Origin of the sequence: Gilliamella sp. App2-1, assembly GCF_001690255.1 — a bacterium.
In the GTDB taxonomy this organism is placed as follows: domain Bacteria; phylum Pseudomonadota; class Gammaproteobacteria; order Enterobacterales; family Orbaceae; genus Gilliamella; species Gilliamella apicola_G.
Genome location: NZ_LZGR01000070.1, coordinates 15488 through 30443 on the forward strand (window position 1 = coordinate 15488; position 14956 = coordinate 30443).

The window sequence follows — 14956 nt, forward strand, 5'->3', positions numbered from 1 at the left end:
AAAAAAGGAGTACAACATGGCTTTAAAAGAATCATTAATTGAGAATAACTCTATTTTGCTCAAAGCAGATGTTGCAACCTGGCAAGAAGCTATCAAGCTAGGCACGGATATGTTAGTTGCATCAAAAGCGATAGAGCCGTCCTATTACGATGCCATTATTAACTGCGTTAAAACAATGGGACCCTACATTATTATTGCACCAAATTTTGCTATGCCGCATGCCAGACCTGAAGACGGCGTAAATCGAACTGCGTTTGCTTTAGTTACCTTAAAAAATCCCGTCTATTTTGAAGGTGAAGATGAACCAGTGGATGTTTTAGTAACGCTTGCTGGTAGTACGTCTGATCAGCATATGGAAGGATTAATGGAAGTGACCCAAATCTTAGATGATGAAAATAGCGAAACTGGTGTTGATCTTGACAAATTGAGGCGATGTAACTCAAAAGAAGATGTTTATGCCGTTATTGATCAGGCTTTGAGCGGAGGTTGAGTTATGTATCAAGCTTTAAAAAAACGTGTCTTACAAGCTAATTTATTGTTACCAAAATATAATTTGGTCACCTTTACGTGGGGTAATGTGTCTGAAATTGATCGCACTAAAGCGGTTATTGCCATTAAGCCTTCTGGTGTTGAGTATAGCAATATGACCGTTGATGATATCGTGGTGGTTTCATTAACGGGCGACATTGTTGAAGGGAGGTTGAATCCTTCAAGCGATACTGCAACGCATATCGAACTGTATAAAGCGTTTCCTGATATTGGTGGTGTTGTACATACGCATTCACGTTATGCAACCATTTGGGCTCAGGCTGAATTAGATATTCCTGCTTTAGGCACCACACATGCTGATTACTTTTATGGCGATGTGCCCTGCACACGTGAATTGACCGATAGCGAAATTGCAACTGACTACGAAAAAAACACCGGGTTAGTTATTGTTGAAGAATTTAAATGCCGTGGGCTTGATCCTGTCGCAATGCCAGGAGCGGTGATTTCGGGACATGCGCCATTTTGCTGGGGTAAAAGTGCTTTTGATGCTGTACATAATGCCGTTGTACTTGAAGAAATCGCCATGATGGCATTGGCAACCCGCCAACTAAATCAGACAATTAAAATTCAACAAACTTTATCAGATAAGCACTACTTTCGCAAACATGGTGCGAATGCTTACTACGGTCAAAAATAAAAGAGATAAGGAGAAAAACATGTCAACACCAAAATTACAAATTGCGTTAGATCAAACCGAATTAGCACCAGCCTTAGATGTGGCGAAAAATGTAGCAGGATTTGTCGAAATCATTGAAGTTGGCACCATTCTTGCTTTTGGTGCAGGCATGCAAAGTGTAAAAAGGCTAAGAGAGCTCTATCCAAATCATATTTTAGTCTGTGATTTAAAAACAACTGACGGTGGTGCGATATTGGCAAAAATGGCGTTTTCAGCCGGCGCAAATTGGTTAACAGTATCAGCCGCAGCTCACATTGCAACCGTTGAAGCATGTAAAAAAGTGGCTGATGAATTTAAAGGCGAAATTCAAATTGAATTATATGGTCATTGGACATTAGATGATGCGAAAGCGTGGCGGAAATTAGGCATTAAGCAAGCAATATATCATCGGTCACGCGATGCTGAACTTGCTGGTATTGGCTGGAGTGAGGATGATTTAATTAAAATGCGTCAACTTTCTGATTTAGGGTTAGAACTGTCAATTACAGGCGGCATTGTACCTGAAGATATACATCTATTTGCGGGTATTAAAACCAAAGCGTTTATTGCTGGACGTGCTTTGGCTAGTGAAAACGGTCAAAAAACTGCGCATGCATTAAGAGAACAGATTGCAAAATATTGGTAACAACCGCATGCAGTCGAAGAAACTGACTGCATGATCTCTTTTTATATAAAATATGGGTTATCACAATGTCGCAAAGTCAAAGTAAAGATATATCAGAAACACTGTATCAAGCCAAAAATACGCCTCGCATTGGTATTTATGAAAAAGCCTTACCTAACGAGTTATCATGGCAAGATAAATTACAAGTAACTAAAAACCTAGGATTTGATTTTATCGAAATTTCGATCGATGAATCGAATGAACGCCGTGCCAGATTAAATTGGTCTGACGATGAGATCTATTCACTCAGGCATCAATGTGAAAAAATCGGAATTCCCCTACATTCCATGTGCTTAAGTGCACATCGTAAATATCCATTTGGTTCAGCCAATAATGATATCCGCAATGAAGCTAAAATCATCATGGATAAAGCCATTACGCTAGCTTATAAGTTAGGAATAAGAGTGATTCAGCTAGCTGGCTATGATGTTTATTATGAACCGGCTGACTTACAAACGCATCAGCGCTTTATTCAAGGTATGCAGTGGGCAGTTAAGCAAGCAGAGAGAGCAGGGGTGATGTTAGCGGTTGAAATTATGGATACGCCTTATCTTAACAGTTTAAGTAAATTCGAAATCCTAAAAAAAAATATCGACTCTCCTTACTTTATGGCTTATCCTGATGTCGGTAATATTACTGGTTGGAATTATGATACTTGCACTGAACTTATGTTAAGCCGTGATCATATAGTCCAAGTTCATCTAAAAGATACCTTCAAAGTTAAAGCCGATTATCTCGGACAGTTTAGGGATCTGGTTATTGGTGAAGGAGATGTTGATTTTAACGCTATTTTCAATACGCTCCGTGCTATGAATTATGTTGCACCCTTAGTGATTGAAATGTGGGCAAAAGATGAAAAATGGCAAGACAACATAATTACCGCCCAAAAACGCTTAAAAGCAATTGGAGAAAAAGCTAATTATCCTTTATTTTCAAAACTCTAGAGTTAAAGAAAATCAATAGTGAACTCATCATCTGCAATTAAAATACATTATGCTCCACTAATATAATTTAACGGTGGAGCATAACGCTAATTTTGATAAAACAGCACAGTTTCCCAATTTTGTATATCTGTTTGTTTAGGTGTTATTATTTGCGCTTTGCAGCATTGTGCCTATCGTGTAATATAGATAGCATTCTAAAAAATAGAAAGAATTGCGGATATTGTATGAAATCAATTATAAAATTACTCTTTGTCCTTTTTGTTACGTTGACATTAATGGGATGTGGATTAAAGGGCCCGCTTTATCGTCCAGTTGAAAAAACGGTAACGCAGCAGGCTCAATCAACAACAATGACTTCAATTCAAACTGATGCATTCATTAAAATTGCATAATGGAATAACGTGATGGATTTTTTAAATTATCAACATGATCGTTTATTCGCTAATCAAATAGCAATAGCCGATCTTGCTAAGCAGTATGGTACACCATTATATGTTTATTCGGCCGATCACATCAGTAAACAGTTTCTAGCCTATGAACAGGTTTTGACTAATAATAAGCATTTAGTTTGTTATGCGGTTAAGGCTAATAGTAATTTAGCGGTTTTAAGTTTATTGGTAAAACTGGGAGCGGGTTTTGATATTGTTTCACAAGGTGAGTTAGAGCGAGTATTAAAAGCGGGTGCCGATCCTAAAAAAATCGTTTTTTCTGGTGTTGCTAAATCAATCGTTGAAATTGAACGTGCGCTTGAAGTCGGCATTAAATGCTTTAATGTTGAATCTGAAGCCGAATTGTATCGAATTGATGAAGTTGCCAAACGATTAAATAAAACTGCACCGATTTCATTAAGAATCAATCCCGATGTAGACGCTAAAACACATCCTTATATCTCAACAGGTCTACGCGAAAATAAATTTGGGATTAGCTATGAGTTAGCTTTAGATGTTTACCGAAAGGCACGATCATTAGCCAATATCAATATTGTTGGTATTGATTGTCATATTGGTTCACAGTTAACTCAATTATCGCCATTTCTTGATGCTGCCGATCGTATTCTTGCCTTAGTGGATAAACTACAATCGGATAATATTGTTATTGAACATATCGATTTAGGTGGCGGTTTAGGTGTTTGTTATGATAATGAACAACCTCCTACAGCATCACAACTTGTGACTGAGTTAAAAAACAAATTAGCTAATTATCCCGATATTGAAATTTTGTTTGAGCCAGGACGGTCTATTGTTGCTAATTCAGGTATGTTAATTACTAAAGTAGAATATACCAAACACCAAGATGGTAACCATTTTGCGATTGTTGATGCGGGGATGAATGACTTAATCCGTCCAGCCCTTTACGATGCTTGGATGAATATATTGCCTGAAAAACAACCACGAGCCGGCGATGAATCGTTTGTATATAATGTTGTTGGACCAATATGTGAATCAAGCGATGTACTGGCTTATCAGCGCCAGCTTTCGGTTAACCAAGATGATTTATTGGTCATTTGTAGTGCTGGTGCTTATGGTTTTAGTATGGCCTCGAATTACAATAGTCACCCGAGACCTGCTGAAGTGATGCTTATTGATGAACAACAACATAAATTAATCCGTAAGCGTGAATCTTTCGAAGATTTATGGCACGGAGAAGTGGTTTTATAATATTTATACATTATATCGGAATGCTTAATCACAATAGCATTTCCTTTTTAAGTTGATGCTGGTTAACAGCCTAAACTGAAGAATAACAAACTAACACGGTTGACATATAGAAGGTAAACTAACGATGAACTTTTCAAAAATGCATGGACTCGGAAATGATTTTATGGTTATTGATGCAGTGACGCAAAATGTTCATCTCTCGGCAGAAATGATTAAACGCATGGCAGATAGGTATACGGGTGTCGGGTTTGATCAACTTCTTATTGTTGAGCCTCCTTATGTACCCGATAGTGATTTTCATTATCGTATTTTTAATTCCGATGGTTCTGAAGTTGAGCAGTGCGGTAATGGTGCTCGTTGTTTTGCGCGTTTTGTTCGTTTAAAAGGACTAAGCCGAAAACGCGTGTTAAAAGTCAGTACCATGAAAGGTAATATTGTTTTAACCGTCAATGACGACGATACCGTACGTGTGAATATGGGGGAGCCTATTTTCGAACCGAATAAGATTCCTTTTAAGGCTATTAAAGAAGAAAAAACCTATATCATTCGTGCACAAGAACAGACCATATTATGTGGTGTTGCATCTATGGGGAATCCTCACTGTGTGATTCAAGTTGATAATATTGTAACAGCAGAAGTGGCAACACTTGGGTCATTATTAGAGCAACATGATCGCTTTCCTGAACGCGCCAATATTGGGTTTATGCATATTATTGATCGCGATAACATTAATTTGCGTGTATTTGAACGTGGGGTTGGCGAAACGAAAGCTTGTGGTACGGGGGCTTGTGCTGCGGTAGCGGTCGGTATTAATCAAGGATTATTGAACCAACGTGTTAAGGTTAATTTACCGGGTGGCAAATTATTAATTGAATGGAAAGGCGGCAATCATCCCCTTTATATGACTGGACCTGCTACGCATGTGTATGATGGCTTTATTGCCATTTAATTTTGATATTCTTACTGTATGGCTTTAACATTTGTTGATGAAAAACTTCATAAGATAAAATAATTCAGAAAAGCAATTGATTTTATTTAATTTTTTTTGGTGTGGTCCAATCAAATGCGGAAAGTATATAGAATTATAAGATAATACAATAGACGTTAATTATGGTTGCTAAAAATACACGAAAATTGAGAGCAAAAAAAACACAACAACAGCCTTCATCAGAAAAATTAAATGATGACATTGTGAGTCAATATCTTATTGATAACCCTGATTTTTTTATGCGAAATGCGCGGTATGTGGAGTACATGCGAGTGCCTCATCCTGTTCGGGGAATTATTTCATTACCTGAATGGAATATGGCTCGTCAACGTAACAAAATTAAGCAATTAGAGTGCGAAATCACATTATTAATGGAACATGCTAGTGCCAACGAATTGCTGTTTAGACAACTGATGGATTTACAAATTGAATTGATTAAAGCTCATGATTTAAATCAATTAATGGTATTATTGAATACATGGGCAAAATCGTTAGGGCTTAGTGGTGCTTATTTATATCTTTTTGACGATAAATGGTTACTTAATGCTCCATCAAATTATTATCACTTAGCTTTAGATTCCTCGCAATTTGATTTTATTCGTGTTAGGCATTTGCAATATAGTCAACAATATTTAGGCACATTAAACTCAACAGAGCTCGATTTTTTATTACCTGAACATGGTTATATTGGGTCAGTGGCTTTAACTTTATTAGGACAATTTGGCGATTTGGGGCTTTTAGTGTTTACTAGTGCTAATCCAGAACATTATCAAGCTGGGCAAGGTACATTGTTACTTGAAAAGATGAGTGAAATTTTACCTATTTTAATCAGCAGATGGATTATGCGGAAAAAATAAGGAAACGTCATGGAGTTGTCTAATCAAAATGGTAATGTTAAATTAACGTTACCTGTCGATCAGTTTTTAAATTATCTCAAGTCAGAAAAACAGCTCAGTTTAAATACTCAAATCAATTATCGACGTCAGCTTTATGCACTTATATCGTTGGCAAAAGAGGTTGAAATTTTAACTTGGCAAGATTTAGATTCATCCGCAGTAAGACTGTTAATTAGTCGTAGCAAGCAAACGGGGCTACAAGCAAGAAGCTTGTCATTAAGGCTATCGGCTTTGCGTAGTTTTTGTGATTGGATGGTAAAAAACAAGCTCCTTACTGCCAATCCTGCTCGAGGCGTGTTGAATCCAAAGCTAGGTCAACATTTGCCAAAAAATATCGATATTGACGAAATTAATCAATTGCTCAATATTGATTATAACGATCCGCTTTCGGTTCGTGATAGAGCTATGCTTGAAGTTATGTATGGTTCGGGGTTGCGTCTTTCCGAATTAGTCAGCCTTAATTGTCGAGAGTTAAATCTTACCGATGGTGAAATTCGTGTTATGGGGAAGGGTAATAAAGAACGAAAACTGCCATTAGGTCGGGAATCTATCAAATGGATCAAACACTGGCTTCCAATGCGAGATCTGTTTATTCCACAAGACGATGCCCTATTTATTTCAAAGTTAGGCAGACGAATTTCGCCACGTAATGTTGAAAAACGATTCGCAGAGTGGGGCGTTAAACAAGGTTTAAGCAGTCATGTTCATCCTCATAAATTACGCCATTCATTTGCTACACATATGCTTGAATCAAGTGGAGATTTGCGTGCTGTACAAGAGTTGCTTGGGCATGCCGATTTATCAACGACCCAAGTTTATACGCATTTGGATTTTTCACATTTATCTGAAGTTTATGATTCAGCTCATCCACGAGCAAAAAGGGGAAAATAACGATGCACTTTTATCGATCTATGCATAGTATTAAGGCATTTACTTTTGATCTGGATGACACTTTATATGATAATAAGATGATCGTTGAAAAAGCGGAAGAAGAAATGATCAAAACGCTTCAACATAATGAACAATTGCGTAATTTAACATTATCTGAGTATTTTGCTGAAAAGCATGCCGTACTTGCTTCTGATCCAGAAATTTATCACGATGTCATAGTTTGGCGAATTCAAACCATCAAATCGCTATTAAGTAAAACTAACATGCCAGTGTCAAAATTTTCAGAAGTGATTGAAGAATCACTCGTTTGTTTTAATCTTTGGCGACACAAGATGGTAGTTCCTGAATCAACACATGAGTTATTAACCAAATTGGGTGCTAAATATCCTTTGGCGGTGATTACTAATGGTAACGTTGATATTAATCGAATTGGTTTGGGTGATTATTTTCAATTTTTACTGCGTGGTGGTGAACACGGGCGTTCAAAACCTTTTCCTGAAATTTTTGACTTAGCCTCTCACAAGCTAGCTATTCCATCACACCACATTTTACATGTGGGTGATAATGCACTAACTGATGTTAATGGTGCAATTGATAATGGTTTTTTAGCGTGTTTTATCAATATTTATAATTGCGATATTTTACATCTTGATGATGCAAGGTATTTACCCCACATCGAAATAACTCAATTGCCAGAATTAGAGAATCTGCTATAATCTTATTTTTATCTGTATAAATAAACAGTGAAGTTATATGGAGATAAGTTATATTAAGCACAATACAACGATAAGTTGGATTCAATGAACTTTATCTTTAGTTTAAGCTGTTTAGTTACAGTCGACAAAAATATCTTGGAATATGATAAAAATATTAATAACACTCTCAACATTAATTTTGATTGGCGTTTTCTATTATCAAAATAGGTTTAGATATAATGAAAATCAATAAATCATTATTAGATGGACTGAATATAGAGCAACAAAATGCAGTCACTACCGATAACCAATATACTATTGTTCTTGCTGGCGCAGGGAGTGGTAAAACTCGCGTTTTAGTTCACCGTATTGCGTGGCTCTGCGTCGAAAAACACTATTCGCCGCGTTCAATTTTTGCCGTTACTTTTACAAATAAAGCTGCTACCGAAATGCAAGAGCGTATTCAAGCATTAGTGGGTGAAGGTTATTTTAATGGTATGTGGGTGGGTACGTTTCATGGATTGGCTCATCGTTTACTGCGTATGTTTTCTGAGCAAGCTAAATTACCTTCTAATTTTCAACTTATTGATACAGAAGACCAAATTCGGCTTATCAAGCGGATTTTTCGCGAACGAAAAATCGATGAAAAACAGTGGTCAGCCAAAGAATGTGCTACTTTTATTTCTACTCAAAAAGAAAAGGGAGTTCGCGCAAAAGATATTGTCACTGAAGATCCTAAACAGGTAATGTGGCAAACGATTTATTGTGACTATCAAGCTATCTGTGATAGAGTCGGTTATGTTGATTTTTCGGAATTAATTCTCAGAACCTATGAACTGCTTTGTTTGGATAAAGACGTTTTAAATTATTGTCATCATCGTTTTTGCAATATTTTAATTGATGAATTCCAAGACACCAATAAGATCCAATATCACTTGGTAAAAAAACTTGCTGGTGATACAGCTAATGTGATGATTGTAGGTGATGATGACCAATCTATCTATAGTTGGCGCGGTGCCAATGCAGATAATCTTCAACTATTTATCAATGATTACCCTGAAACTGAAATTATTCGGTTAGAACAAAATTACCGTTCAACTGGTAATATTTTAGATGTGGCCAATAAATTGATAGCGAAAAATCAAAATCGGTTGGGTAAAAACTTATGGACAGATAGAGGTGATGGAGAACAAATTTCGCTTTATATTGGTTTTAATGATCTTGATGAAGCAAGGTTTGTTGTTGGTCAAATAAAAAAACGTCATCAAGAAGGTGAAAATTACGCAAACTGTGCTATTTTGTACCGTAATAATGTACAATCACGCATATTTGAAGATACGCTATTACAAGCGGGATTACCTTATCAGATTTATGGTTCTATTCGCTTTTATGAACGACAAGAAGTAAAATTAGCGCTGGCCTATTTGCGACTATTACATGATCACCATAATGACATGGCTTTTGAAGCGACGATCAATACGCCAACACGAGGAATTGGAAATGTCACACTAGATAAAGTTAGATTGACGGCAAGGCAACATAATATTTCATTGTGGGAAGCATGTTTAATGCTAATTCAAAGCAATGCATTGACAGAAAGACAACGTTCAGGTATCAGCCGTTTTTTGGAATTGATGGAATCTATCTTTGATGAGGTCGGAGCACAACCATTTTACAAACAACTTGATGCAATTATTAAATTATCTGGTGTATTGCAGATGTATGAGCAAGAACCAGGCATTAAAGGGCAAGCAAGATTAGAAAATCTTGAGGAATTGGTATCGGCCGCTGAGCAATTTTATCGTTCCAATGAAAACACCATTATTGAAGATAGTGAAACGGGTAAAACATTGACTGTTTTAGAGTCATTTTTAGCTTATACTTCGCTAGAAAGCCGTGATGCGATCAATGAACAAGATTCAGTTCAATTAATGACACTGCATTCTGCCAAAGGTCTGGAGTTTGATTATGTGTTTATTGTTGGATTAGAAGAGGGCATATTTCCAGCGCAGCGATCTTCTCAAGAAGTCGAAAAAATGGAGGAAGAAAGACGCCTTGCTTATGTCGGCATTACTAGAGCACGTAAATGTCTAACTCTGTCATTAGCTGAGTTAAGACGTTTATATGGTCGTGAAGAGCGTAATTTACCTTCACGCTTTTTAGCTGAGTTGCCGATTGATAAATTAAATCAAATTAGTCATCGAGGGGTTATCTCATCATCTGGACTCAAAAAGTCTTCCCTTGAAAAAACTCGCCAAAGTGATGGTTATCAATTGGGTCGTAAAGTGTTACATAACCGTTTTGGTGAAGGAACTATTATCAACCTTGATGGTGAGGGCGATCATAAGCGAGCTCAAATTGCTTTTGTTAATGAAGGTATTAAATGGCTGGTAGTTAAACTGGCAAACCTAACTTTATTGTAGAGTTTTCTTTTAAGTAAGATTTTGTCATGACACGATTAAACGGGAATTAATTTAACACTTAATTCCCGTTTTTGTATATATTATTGATCAGCTTGTTCTTTTACAGATTCAGAAAAAATTTGGTCGAATGACTTGTCGGTTCGATTACAAATCCAATTATTATTCAAATAATCAAAATGATAACCTTGATTATGTGTAGCTAACCAAATCTGAAAAAGAGGTTCTTGAGTATTAACAATGATTTTACTGCTATTTGGAAAACTAATGGTGATGACGTTGCCATTTGTTTCATAGTCTAAATCAATATCATGTTCATCAATATAATCGTCCAAAAAATGTTCTATTTTATTGAATAACTGATCGGTAAGGGTATGGAATTGTTTGATATTCATAAAGGCGTAATCATTTAAATAAATAATGAAGTGATAGTAGCATAAATGGCTATACTCTGCCACAGCAAGGTGGCAAGAGTAAAAGTAGAGTTTGATTTAATAATTATTAATTGGTAAAGAACAAGCAATAACAAGTAACTTATATTGCTCTTTATCTTGAGTTATAGCAACCCAGCGGTTTGGTATTTCAATGGTATTAATCAATTTTCCATCTCCAAAGTAGTATTCGATTGTTCGGAGTTTGCCTTTTGCTAACTCCATTTTGTCACAATTAGCATAATACTCAATCTTGATAGAATGATAGGGTATTTCAGTGCCATCATCATTTTTTTTCACTAATGCCGGAAAATAATTCTTCACCTCACTAAATACTCGAACTTTAGCGTTGTAAGGATGAAGTTTAATCGATTCTCTATCTAAAAATGAATAACCAATAGTATTATCTTCGTTTGTTATAGATGTTGGAATAAATTGTTTACCTACCCTAGGATCTTTTAAACTTTCAGCAGCAGTATTCTCATTCGCTTTAGTGTTGGTATCAGTTTTTTCTTCAACAGCATAGCTAAATGTCACAAAAGAAAAGAGAATTAAAAATAAACTGATCTTTTTCATTTAAATATTATCTCCAACTTTTGAATTAGTTTCTGCAGGGTTAGTTTGTGGTTGAGATTGTTCTTTCTCTTTTTTCATTTTTTCTTTGTATACCTTAATTCGTTCTTGACGTTCAGCTTCATGTTTTTCGATGATTGGTTTTAGATCAGGACGAGTCGCTAGAAGAATTTCTTTTTTTAAATCTCCTTGGATAGAACAAAAAACGCTACTTTGATTATCGGCAGTAAGCTCTAAATAAAGCGCTTTATTAATTGTGCCAAGTCTTGGTATAACGCCATCAATAGCATAAAGATCGTCTTTCCATGCTGGAAATTTTGACTGGTGATCATAAATTTTAGGGTTCGCTATGTAAACATCGGTGTTGTATGGCAACCAGTTAATATTCTTTAAAGCTTTTTTAATTTCATCTTCTTTGTTATCAAAGATAAACCCCCAATAAAGAAACTGGCCAGATAAAGTGGTTGGGATATAGATGTTTTGATAACCTGTAATTTTTAAACCGCGATATTCAAGCGGTTTTTTAAACTTCACTTTGTTTTTGTCTGCCTGATAAATAGATTCAACGGGGATATAGGTTACATTATCAGGAGTAGTAGCTAAATCAATATATTGACTTATTGAATTTTGATGTTTAGCGAGTTGTTCGAAAAAACGATTATTACATTGAAGAAACGTATCAATGACTTTATCTGTTTCACTTTGCTTATTGTTAGTTTGTGCGATAGATAGACAGGGGAAAAATAAAAAACAAACAAACAGAGAAAGTTTTTTTAAATGCATGTGAATTTCCTTTTATCAATATTTATAGTTATTTTTTTGTAAAGCAATTGTAAAGTAATGTAAAAGGCAATGTCAATCTACATTATTTTAATCTTCAATGAAAACCATTAAATCACCATGTTTAAATGATATTTTAACTAAATCGTTAATCGCTTTGTTTCTTAAACTAACCATTTCACCTAGCGATAGATTTTGGTCAATCAAGGGATATTGTAAGCCGGTGATAGTTAAACCCGTTACTTTGGAAAGTGGCATTAGTGAAATAATATGATCTTTTACATGAGTAATTTCCTGATGATATTTGGCAAAAAAGAAATGGCAATAATTATCATAAAACGTTATTTGATATTGATGATAATATTGCATTGCAACAGAAAGATTTCCTAAAAAGTGATCGCTCGCCCTTCCTGTAGCGCCAAATACATCAAATGAAGTTATCCCTTTACTCATTAGAAATAAAAGTGCTTTTTCAAAATCCGTTTTATTTTGATCGGGTGTATGAATAACTTCAGTTTTGGGAGGAATTTTACCGTTTGAATTATAACTGTCTAAATCACCAATAATAAAATCAGGTTGGATTGATGATGTGGACAGATAATTATGGTAAGCACCATCAGTACAAGCGATATAGGTGTACTTTTCTAAATTACAAAAGCTATGCAATGGTGGCTCACCATTGACAAAGAGTAAGGCTTTATTTTGTGACATCGGCTTCCTTTTAGGTTTACCTGATTGGTTAATTACAAAGCTAACGTATAAGCCATGATAATCGCATCTTCTTGTTTACCATCGGTTGTTGGATAATAATTTTTTCGAATTGTGATTTGATTAAAACCCAGCGCATGGTATAGCGAAATTGCTGACGTATTTGATTGCCTGACTTCAAGCCAAAGTGTTGAAATCGGACAAGGCGATTTTATGGTTATTAACGCTTCTATCAAATGGTTGAGTAGAGCTTTTGCCAGTCCTTGCTTTCTAAAATCGGGATGAATTGCAATATTAAATAAATTAGCCTCATCGGCGATTTGTTGGCAGATGCAAAATCCTACTATTTGGTTATCAATCGTTATTTTAAAATTTAAGTAATGATCACCTTGGTTTGAAAAGAACGTCTGTTTTGACCAAGGGATTGCATGACAGATCAGCTCTAATTCAAAAGCTTTTACTAAATCATGTTCGGTCAGGGTGGAAATAGTTTTCATATTGACATAACTGTTGCCAAAGTAGGCGTTTTTGTTGGGGTGCTTTTGCAAGCTGATCTAAGCTAGCGGTTTGAATCGTTAATGGGTTTTGCCAAGACTCTTCAGGCGTTATATCGATAAACCAAATCACTGTTTTAATATCACTCGCTGATACAATAAGTTGAGATGGTGTTAATACTAGCACCTGATCTTGGGTAAGACGAATCGCATTTAATATATCCAGATAGATTTTTTGGGTTGGTTGCTCTTTGGCAACGACAATTAGCCGGATCTTATCGCTGATATGAGTGGCGATTTCGCCCTTAAAGACATTTGTGTTGCGCAAAACATATTGCGTTATATTGCACTGCTTTAGGTACCAATCTTGTTGCGTCATTATTGACTTACTGTTTTTTATTAGAGATTAAAGATAGTTAATTGTATAATCAATGCATCAATTTATAAAGGTTTTTCATTGAGGAAATATGGCAACATCAGCTTTTACTCCAGCAAGTCAAGTACTTGAGCGTCATCAAACATTTTTTAGTAATAAAAATGTGATCATCGCTGGTGATATTCAAGACAGTTATCCCGCTATCATGTCAGCAAATCAAGTTAAGATTCATTGCACACAATTTCATACTTATTTACGTTTAAAAAATAGTGTCCGTGGCAAGTATACCTATTTTTCATTGTTGCCAGAAGCAGAACTCTATGTTGGCATGGATACGCTAATTTACTATTGGCCAAAAACAAAAAGCGAAGCACAATTTCAGATTTCTTATTTATTGCATAATATGCCAAAAGGCAGTGATATTTTTATCATTGGTGAAAATAGAACAGGTGTAAAAAGCGTGGAAGATTTATTGAGTGATTTTGGTACAATTCAAAAAATCGATAGTGCAAGGCGTTGTGGCTTATATCATTTTCAGGCGGATAGCCGTTTAGCCTTTGATCTTGATGAGTGGTGGTTAAGTTACCATTTAACTATTGAAAATCAGAATATTGAAATCAAAAGTTTACCCGGTGTTTTTAGCCAAAAAGGGTTAGACACCGGCAGTGAGTTACTGTTAAATGCATTGATGGATCGTACTGATATTATTAAAGGTAATGTATTAGATGTGGGATGTGGTTCGGGCATTTTGTCCACGGTGCTAGGTAAATTATACCCTGATATTGCACTAACGTTATCCGATGTGAGCAGTGCTGCAATTGAATCAAGTAAAGCTACGTTACACCGTAATCATGTTAATGCCACAGTTGTAGCGAGTGATGTTTTTTCAAATCTAAATGATAAATATCATCTTATTGTTTCCAATCCACCTTTTCATGATGGTAAACAGACCGATTACACGGCTGTCAATACGTTAATCAGAGAAGCGAAAAAACACCTAAAATTAAATGGTTATTTGTGCATTGTGGCAAATTCATTTTTACCGTATCAAACCATTTTAGCTGAAACATTCAAAAGTGTTGAAGTGATTGCCCAAACGACAAAATTTAAGGTTTATCTCGCAAGCCATTAATAAATGCAGTTTGTTTATTTTGTTTTAAAAGAAAAGGATAAATTGCAATACATATCACAAGTTTAAAAAATAGGGCGATAC

Annotated in this window: 18 protein-coding genes; 12 read left to right on the forward strand and 6 right to left on the reverse strand. The window is 35.7% G+C overall.

The window, feature by feature from the left end; translation table 11 throughout:
* Positions 1-16 precede the first annotated feature (16 nt).
* From A9G22_RS09100 to uvrD, 11 genes are all read left to right on the forward strand, one after another.
* Positions 17-490 (forward strand): PTS sugar transporter subunit IIA, encoded by a 474-nt coding sequence (locus tag A9G22_RS09100; RefSeq protein WP_065587455.1) that lies wholly within the window; start codon positions 17-19, stop codon positions 488-490.
* Between the two features lie 3 nt (positions 491-493).
* Positions 494-1186: an L-ribulose-5-phosphate 4-epimerase gene (locus A9G22_RS09105; protein ID WP_065587456.1), complete on the forward strand. Its 693-nt coding sequence runs from the start codon at positions 494-496 to the stop codon at positions 1184-1186.
* 19 nt (positions 1187-1205) lie between these two features.
* The gene (locus tag A9G22_RS09110) at positions 1206-1850 is read left to right on the forward strand and encodes a 3-keto-L-gulonate-6-phosphate decarboxylase UlaD (RefSeq protein WP_065587457.1); all 645 of its coding nucleotides are present in this window, start codon (positions 1206-1208) and stop codon (positions 1848-1850) included.
* Positions 1851-1951: 101 nt separating this feature from the next.
* On the forward strand, positions 1952-2833 hold the full coding sequence (locus tag A9G22_RS09115; RefSeq protein WP_442899751.1) for an L-ribulose-5-phosphate 3-epimerase: 882 nt from the start codon (positions 1952-1954) through the stop codon (positions 2831-2833).
* Positions 2834-3057: 224 nt separating this feature from the next.
* Positions 3058-3225: an LPS translocon maturation chaperone LptM gene (lptM, locus tag A9G22_RS11150; RefSeq protein WP_081297029.1), complete on the forward strand. Its 168-nt coding sequence runs from the start codon at positions 3058-3060 to the stop codon at positions 3223-3225.
* A 12-nt stretch (positions 3226-3237) separates the two neighbouring features.
* Positions 3238-4491, forward strand: a complete 1254-nt coding sequence (gene lysA / locus A9G22_RS09120) for a diaminopimelate decarboxylase (RefSeq protein WP_065587459.1) — start codon at positions 3238-3240, stop codon at positions 4489-4491.
* A 124-nt stretch (positions 4492-4615) separates the two neighbouring features.
* On the forward strand, positions 4616-5440 hold the full coding sequence (dapF, locus tag A9G22_RS09125) for a diaminopimelate epimerase (protein WP_065587460.1): 825 nt from the start codon (positions 4616-4618) through the stop codon (positions 5438-5440).
* 161 nt (positions 5441-5601) lie between these two features.
* Positions 5602-6336, forward strand: a complete 735-nt coding sequence (locus A9G22_RS09130) for a DUF484 family protein (RefSeq protein WP_065587461.1) — start codon at positions 5602-5604, stop codon at positions 6334-6336.
* Positions 6337-6345: 9 nt separating this feature from the next.
* Positions 6346-7266, forward strand: coding sequence for a tyrosine recombinase XerC (xerC, locus tag A9G22_RS09135; protein WP_065587462.1), 921 nt, complete (start codon positions 6346-6348; stop codon positions 7264-7266).
* A 2-nt stretch (positions 7267-7268) separates the two neighbouring features.
* Positions 7269-7982 carry a 5-amino-6-(5-phospho-D-ribitylamino)uracil phosphatase YigB gene (yigB, locus tag A9G22_RS09140; protein WP_065587463.1) on the forward strand — a complete coding sequence of 238 codons (714 nt, stop codon included), beginning with the start codon at positions 7269-7271 and terminating at the stop codon, positions 7980-7982.
* A 218-nt stretch (positions 7983-8200) separates the two neighbouring features.
* Positions 8201-10384 carry a DNA helicase II gene (gene uvrD / locus A9G22_RS09145; RefSeq protein WP_065587464.1) on the forward strand — a complete coding sequence of 728 codons (2184 nt, stop codon included), beginning with the start codon at positions 8201-8203 and terminating at the stop codon, positions 10382-10384.
* Between the two features lie 80 nt (positions 10385-10464).
* Here the strand turns inward: uvrD and cyaY are convergent, their stop codons facing one another.
* From cyaY to A9G22_RS09175, 6 genes are all read right to left on the reverse strand, one after another.
* Positions 10465-10776: an iron donor protein CyaY gene (cyaY, locus tag A9G22_RS09150; protein WP_065587465.1), complete on the reverse strand. Its 312-nt coding sequence runs from the start codon at positions 10774-10776 to the stop codon at positions 10465-10467.
* Between the two features lie 96 nt (positions 10777-10872).
* Positions 10873-11388, reverse strand: a complete 516-nt coding sequence (locus A9G22_RS09155) for a surface-adhesin E family protein (RefSeq protein ID WP_065587466.1) — start codon at positions 11386-11388, stop codon at positions 10873-10875.
* A complete protein-coding gene (locus A9G22_RS09160) occupies positions 11389-12168 on the reverse strand; it encodes a hypothetical protein (RefSeq protein WP_065587467.1) in 780 nt (259 codons plus the stop codon).
* An 87-nt stretch (positions 12169-12255) separates the two neighbouring features.
* Positions 12256-12876, reverse strand: a complete 621-nt coding sequence (locus A9G22_RS09165) for a thiamine diphosphokinase (RefSeq protein ID WP_065587468.1) — start codon at positions 12874-12876, stop codon at positions 12256-12258.
* Between the two features lie 32 nt (positions 12877-12908).
* Positions 12909-13370, reverse strand: coding sequence for a ribosomal protein S18-alanine N-acetyltransferase (gene rimI, locus A9G22_RS09170; protein WP_065587469.1), 462 nt, complete (start codon positions 13368-13370; stop codon positions 12909-12911).
* Entirely contained in the window at positions 13339-13746 is a 408-nt protein-coding gene (locus tag A9G22_RS09175) for a DNA polymerase III subunit psi (protein WP_065587470.1), read from the reverse strand. Before A9G22_RS09175 ends, rimI begins: the two co-directional genes overlap by 32 nt.
* Positions 13747-13834: 88 nt before the next feature.
* On the opposite strand from A9G22_RS09175, the gene rsmC reads away from it, so the two are divergent.
* Positions 13835-14875 (forward strand): 16S rRNA (guanine(1207)-N(2))-methyltransferase RsmC, encoded by a 1041-nt coding sequence (rsmC, locus tag A9G22_RS09180; protein ID WP_065587471.1) that lies wholly within the window; start codon positions 13835-13837, stop codon positions 14873-14875.
* Positions 14876-14956 lie beyond the last annotated feature (81 nt).

Excerpts from the sequence above, each read along its gene's own strand:
- A9G22_RS09100 (WP_065587455.1), top strand. The coding sequence starts at position 17 with ATGGCTTTAAAAGAATCATTAATTGAGAATAACTCTATTTTGCTCAAA.
- A9G22_RS09105 (WP_065587456.1), top strand. The coding sequence starts at position 494 with ATGTATCAAGCTTTAAAAAAACGTGTCTTACAAGCTAATTTATTGTTA.
- A9G22_RS09110 (WP_065587457.1), top strand. The coding sequence starts at position 1,206 with ATGTCAACACCAAAATTACAAATTGCGTTAGATCAAACCGAATTAGCA.
- lptM (WP_081297029.1), top strand. The coding sequence starts at position 3,058 with ATGAAATCAATTATAAAATTACTCTTTGTCCTTTTTGTTACGTTGACA.
- lysA (WP_065587459.1), top strand. The coding sequence starts at position 3,238 with ATGGATTTTTTAAATTATCAACATGATCGTTTATTCGCTAATCAAATA.
- dapF (WP_065587460.1), top strand. The coding sequence starts at position 4,616 with ATGAACTTTTCAAAAATGCATGGACTCGGAAATGATTTTATGGTTATT.
- A9G22_RS09130 (WP_065587461.1), top strand. The coding sequence starts at position 5,602 with ATGGTTGCTAAAAATACACGAAAATTGAGAGCAAAAAAAACACAACAA.
- xerC (WP_065587462.1), top strand. The coding sequence starts at position 6,346 with ATGGAGTTGTCTAATCAAAATGGTAATGTTAAATTAACGTTACCTGTC.
- yigB (WP_065587463.1), top strand. The coding sequence starts at position 7,269 with ATGCACTTTTATCGATCTATGCATAGTATTAAGGCATTTACTTTTGAT.
- uvrD (WP_065587464.1), top strand. The coding sequence starts at position 8,201 with ATGAAAATCAATAAATCATTATTAGATGGACTGAATATAGAGCAACAA.
- cyaY (WP_065587465.1), bottom strand. The coding sequence starts at position 10,776 with ATGAATATCAAACAATTCCATACCCTTACCGATCAGTTATTCAATAAA.
- A9G22_RS09155 (WP_065587466.1), bottom strand. The coding sequence starts at position 11,388 with ATGAAAAAGATCAGTTTATTTTTAATTCTCTTTTCTTTTGTGACATTT.
- A9G22_RS09160 (WP_065587467.1), bottom strand. The coding sequence starts at position 12,168 with ATGCATTTAAAAAAACTTTCTCTGTTTGTTTGTTTTTTATTTTTCCCC.
- A9G22_RS09165 (WP_065587468.1), bottom strand. The coding sequence starts at position 12,876 with ATGTCACAAAATAAAGCCTTACTCTTTGTCAATGGTGAGCCACCATTG.
- rimI (WP_065587469.1), bottom strand. The coding sequence starts at position 13,370 with ATGAAAACTATTTCCACCCTGACCGAACATGATTTAGTAAAAGCTTTT.
- A9G22_RS09175 (WP_065587470.1), bottom strand. The coding sequence starts at position 13,746 with ATGACGCAACAAGATTGGTACCTAAAGCAGTGCAATATAACGCAATAT.
- rsmC (WP_065587471.1), top strand. The coding sequence starts at position 13,835 with ATGGCAACATCAGCTTTTACTCCAGCAAGTCAAGTACTTGAGCGTCAT.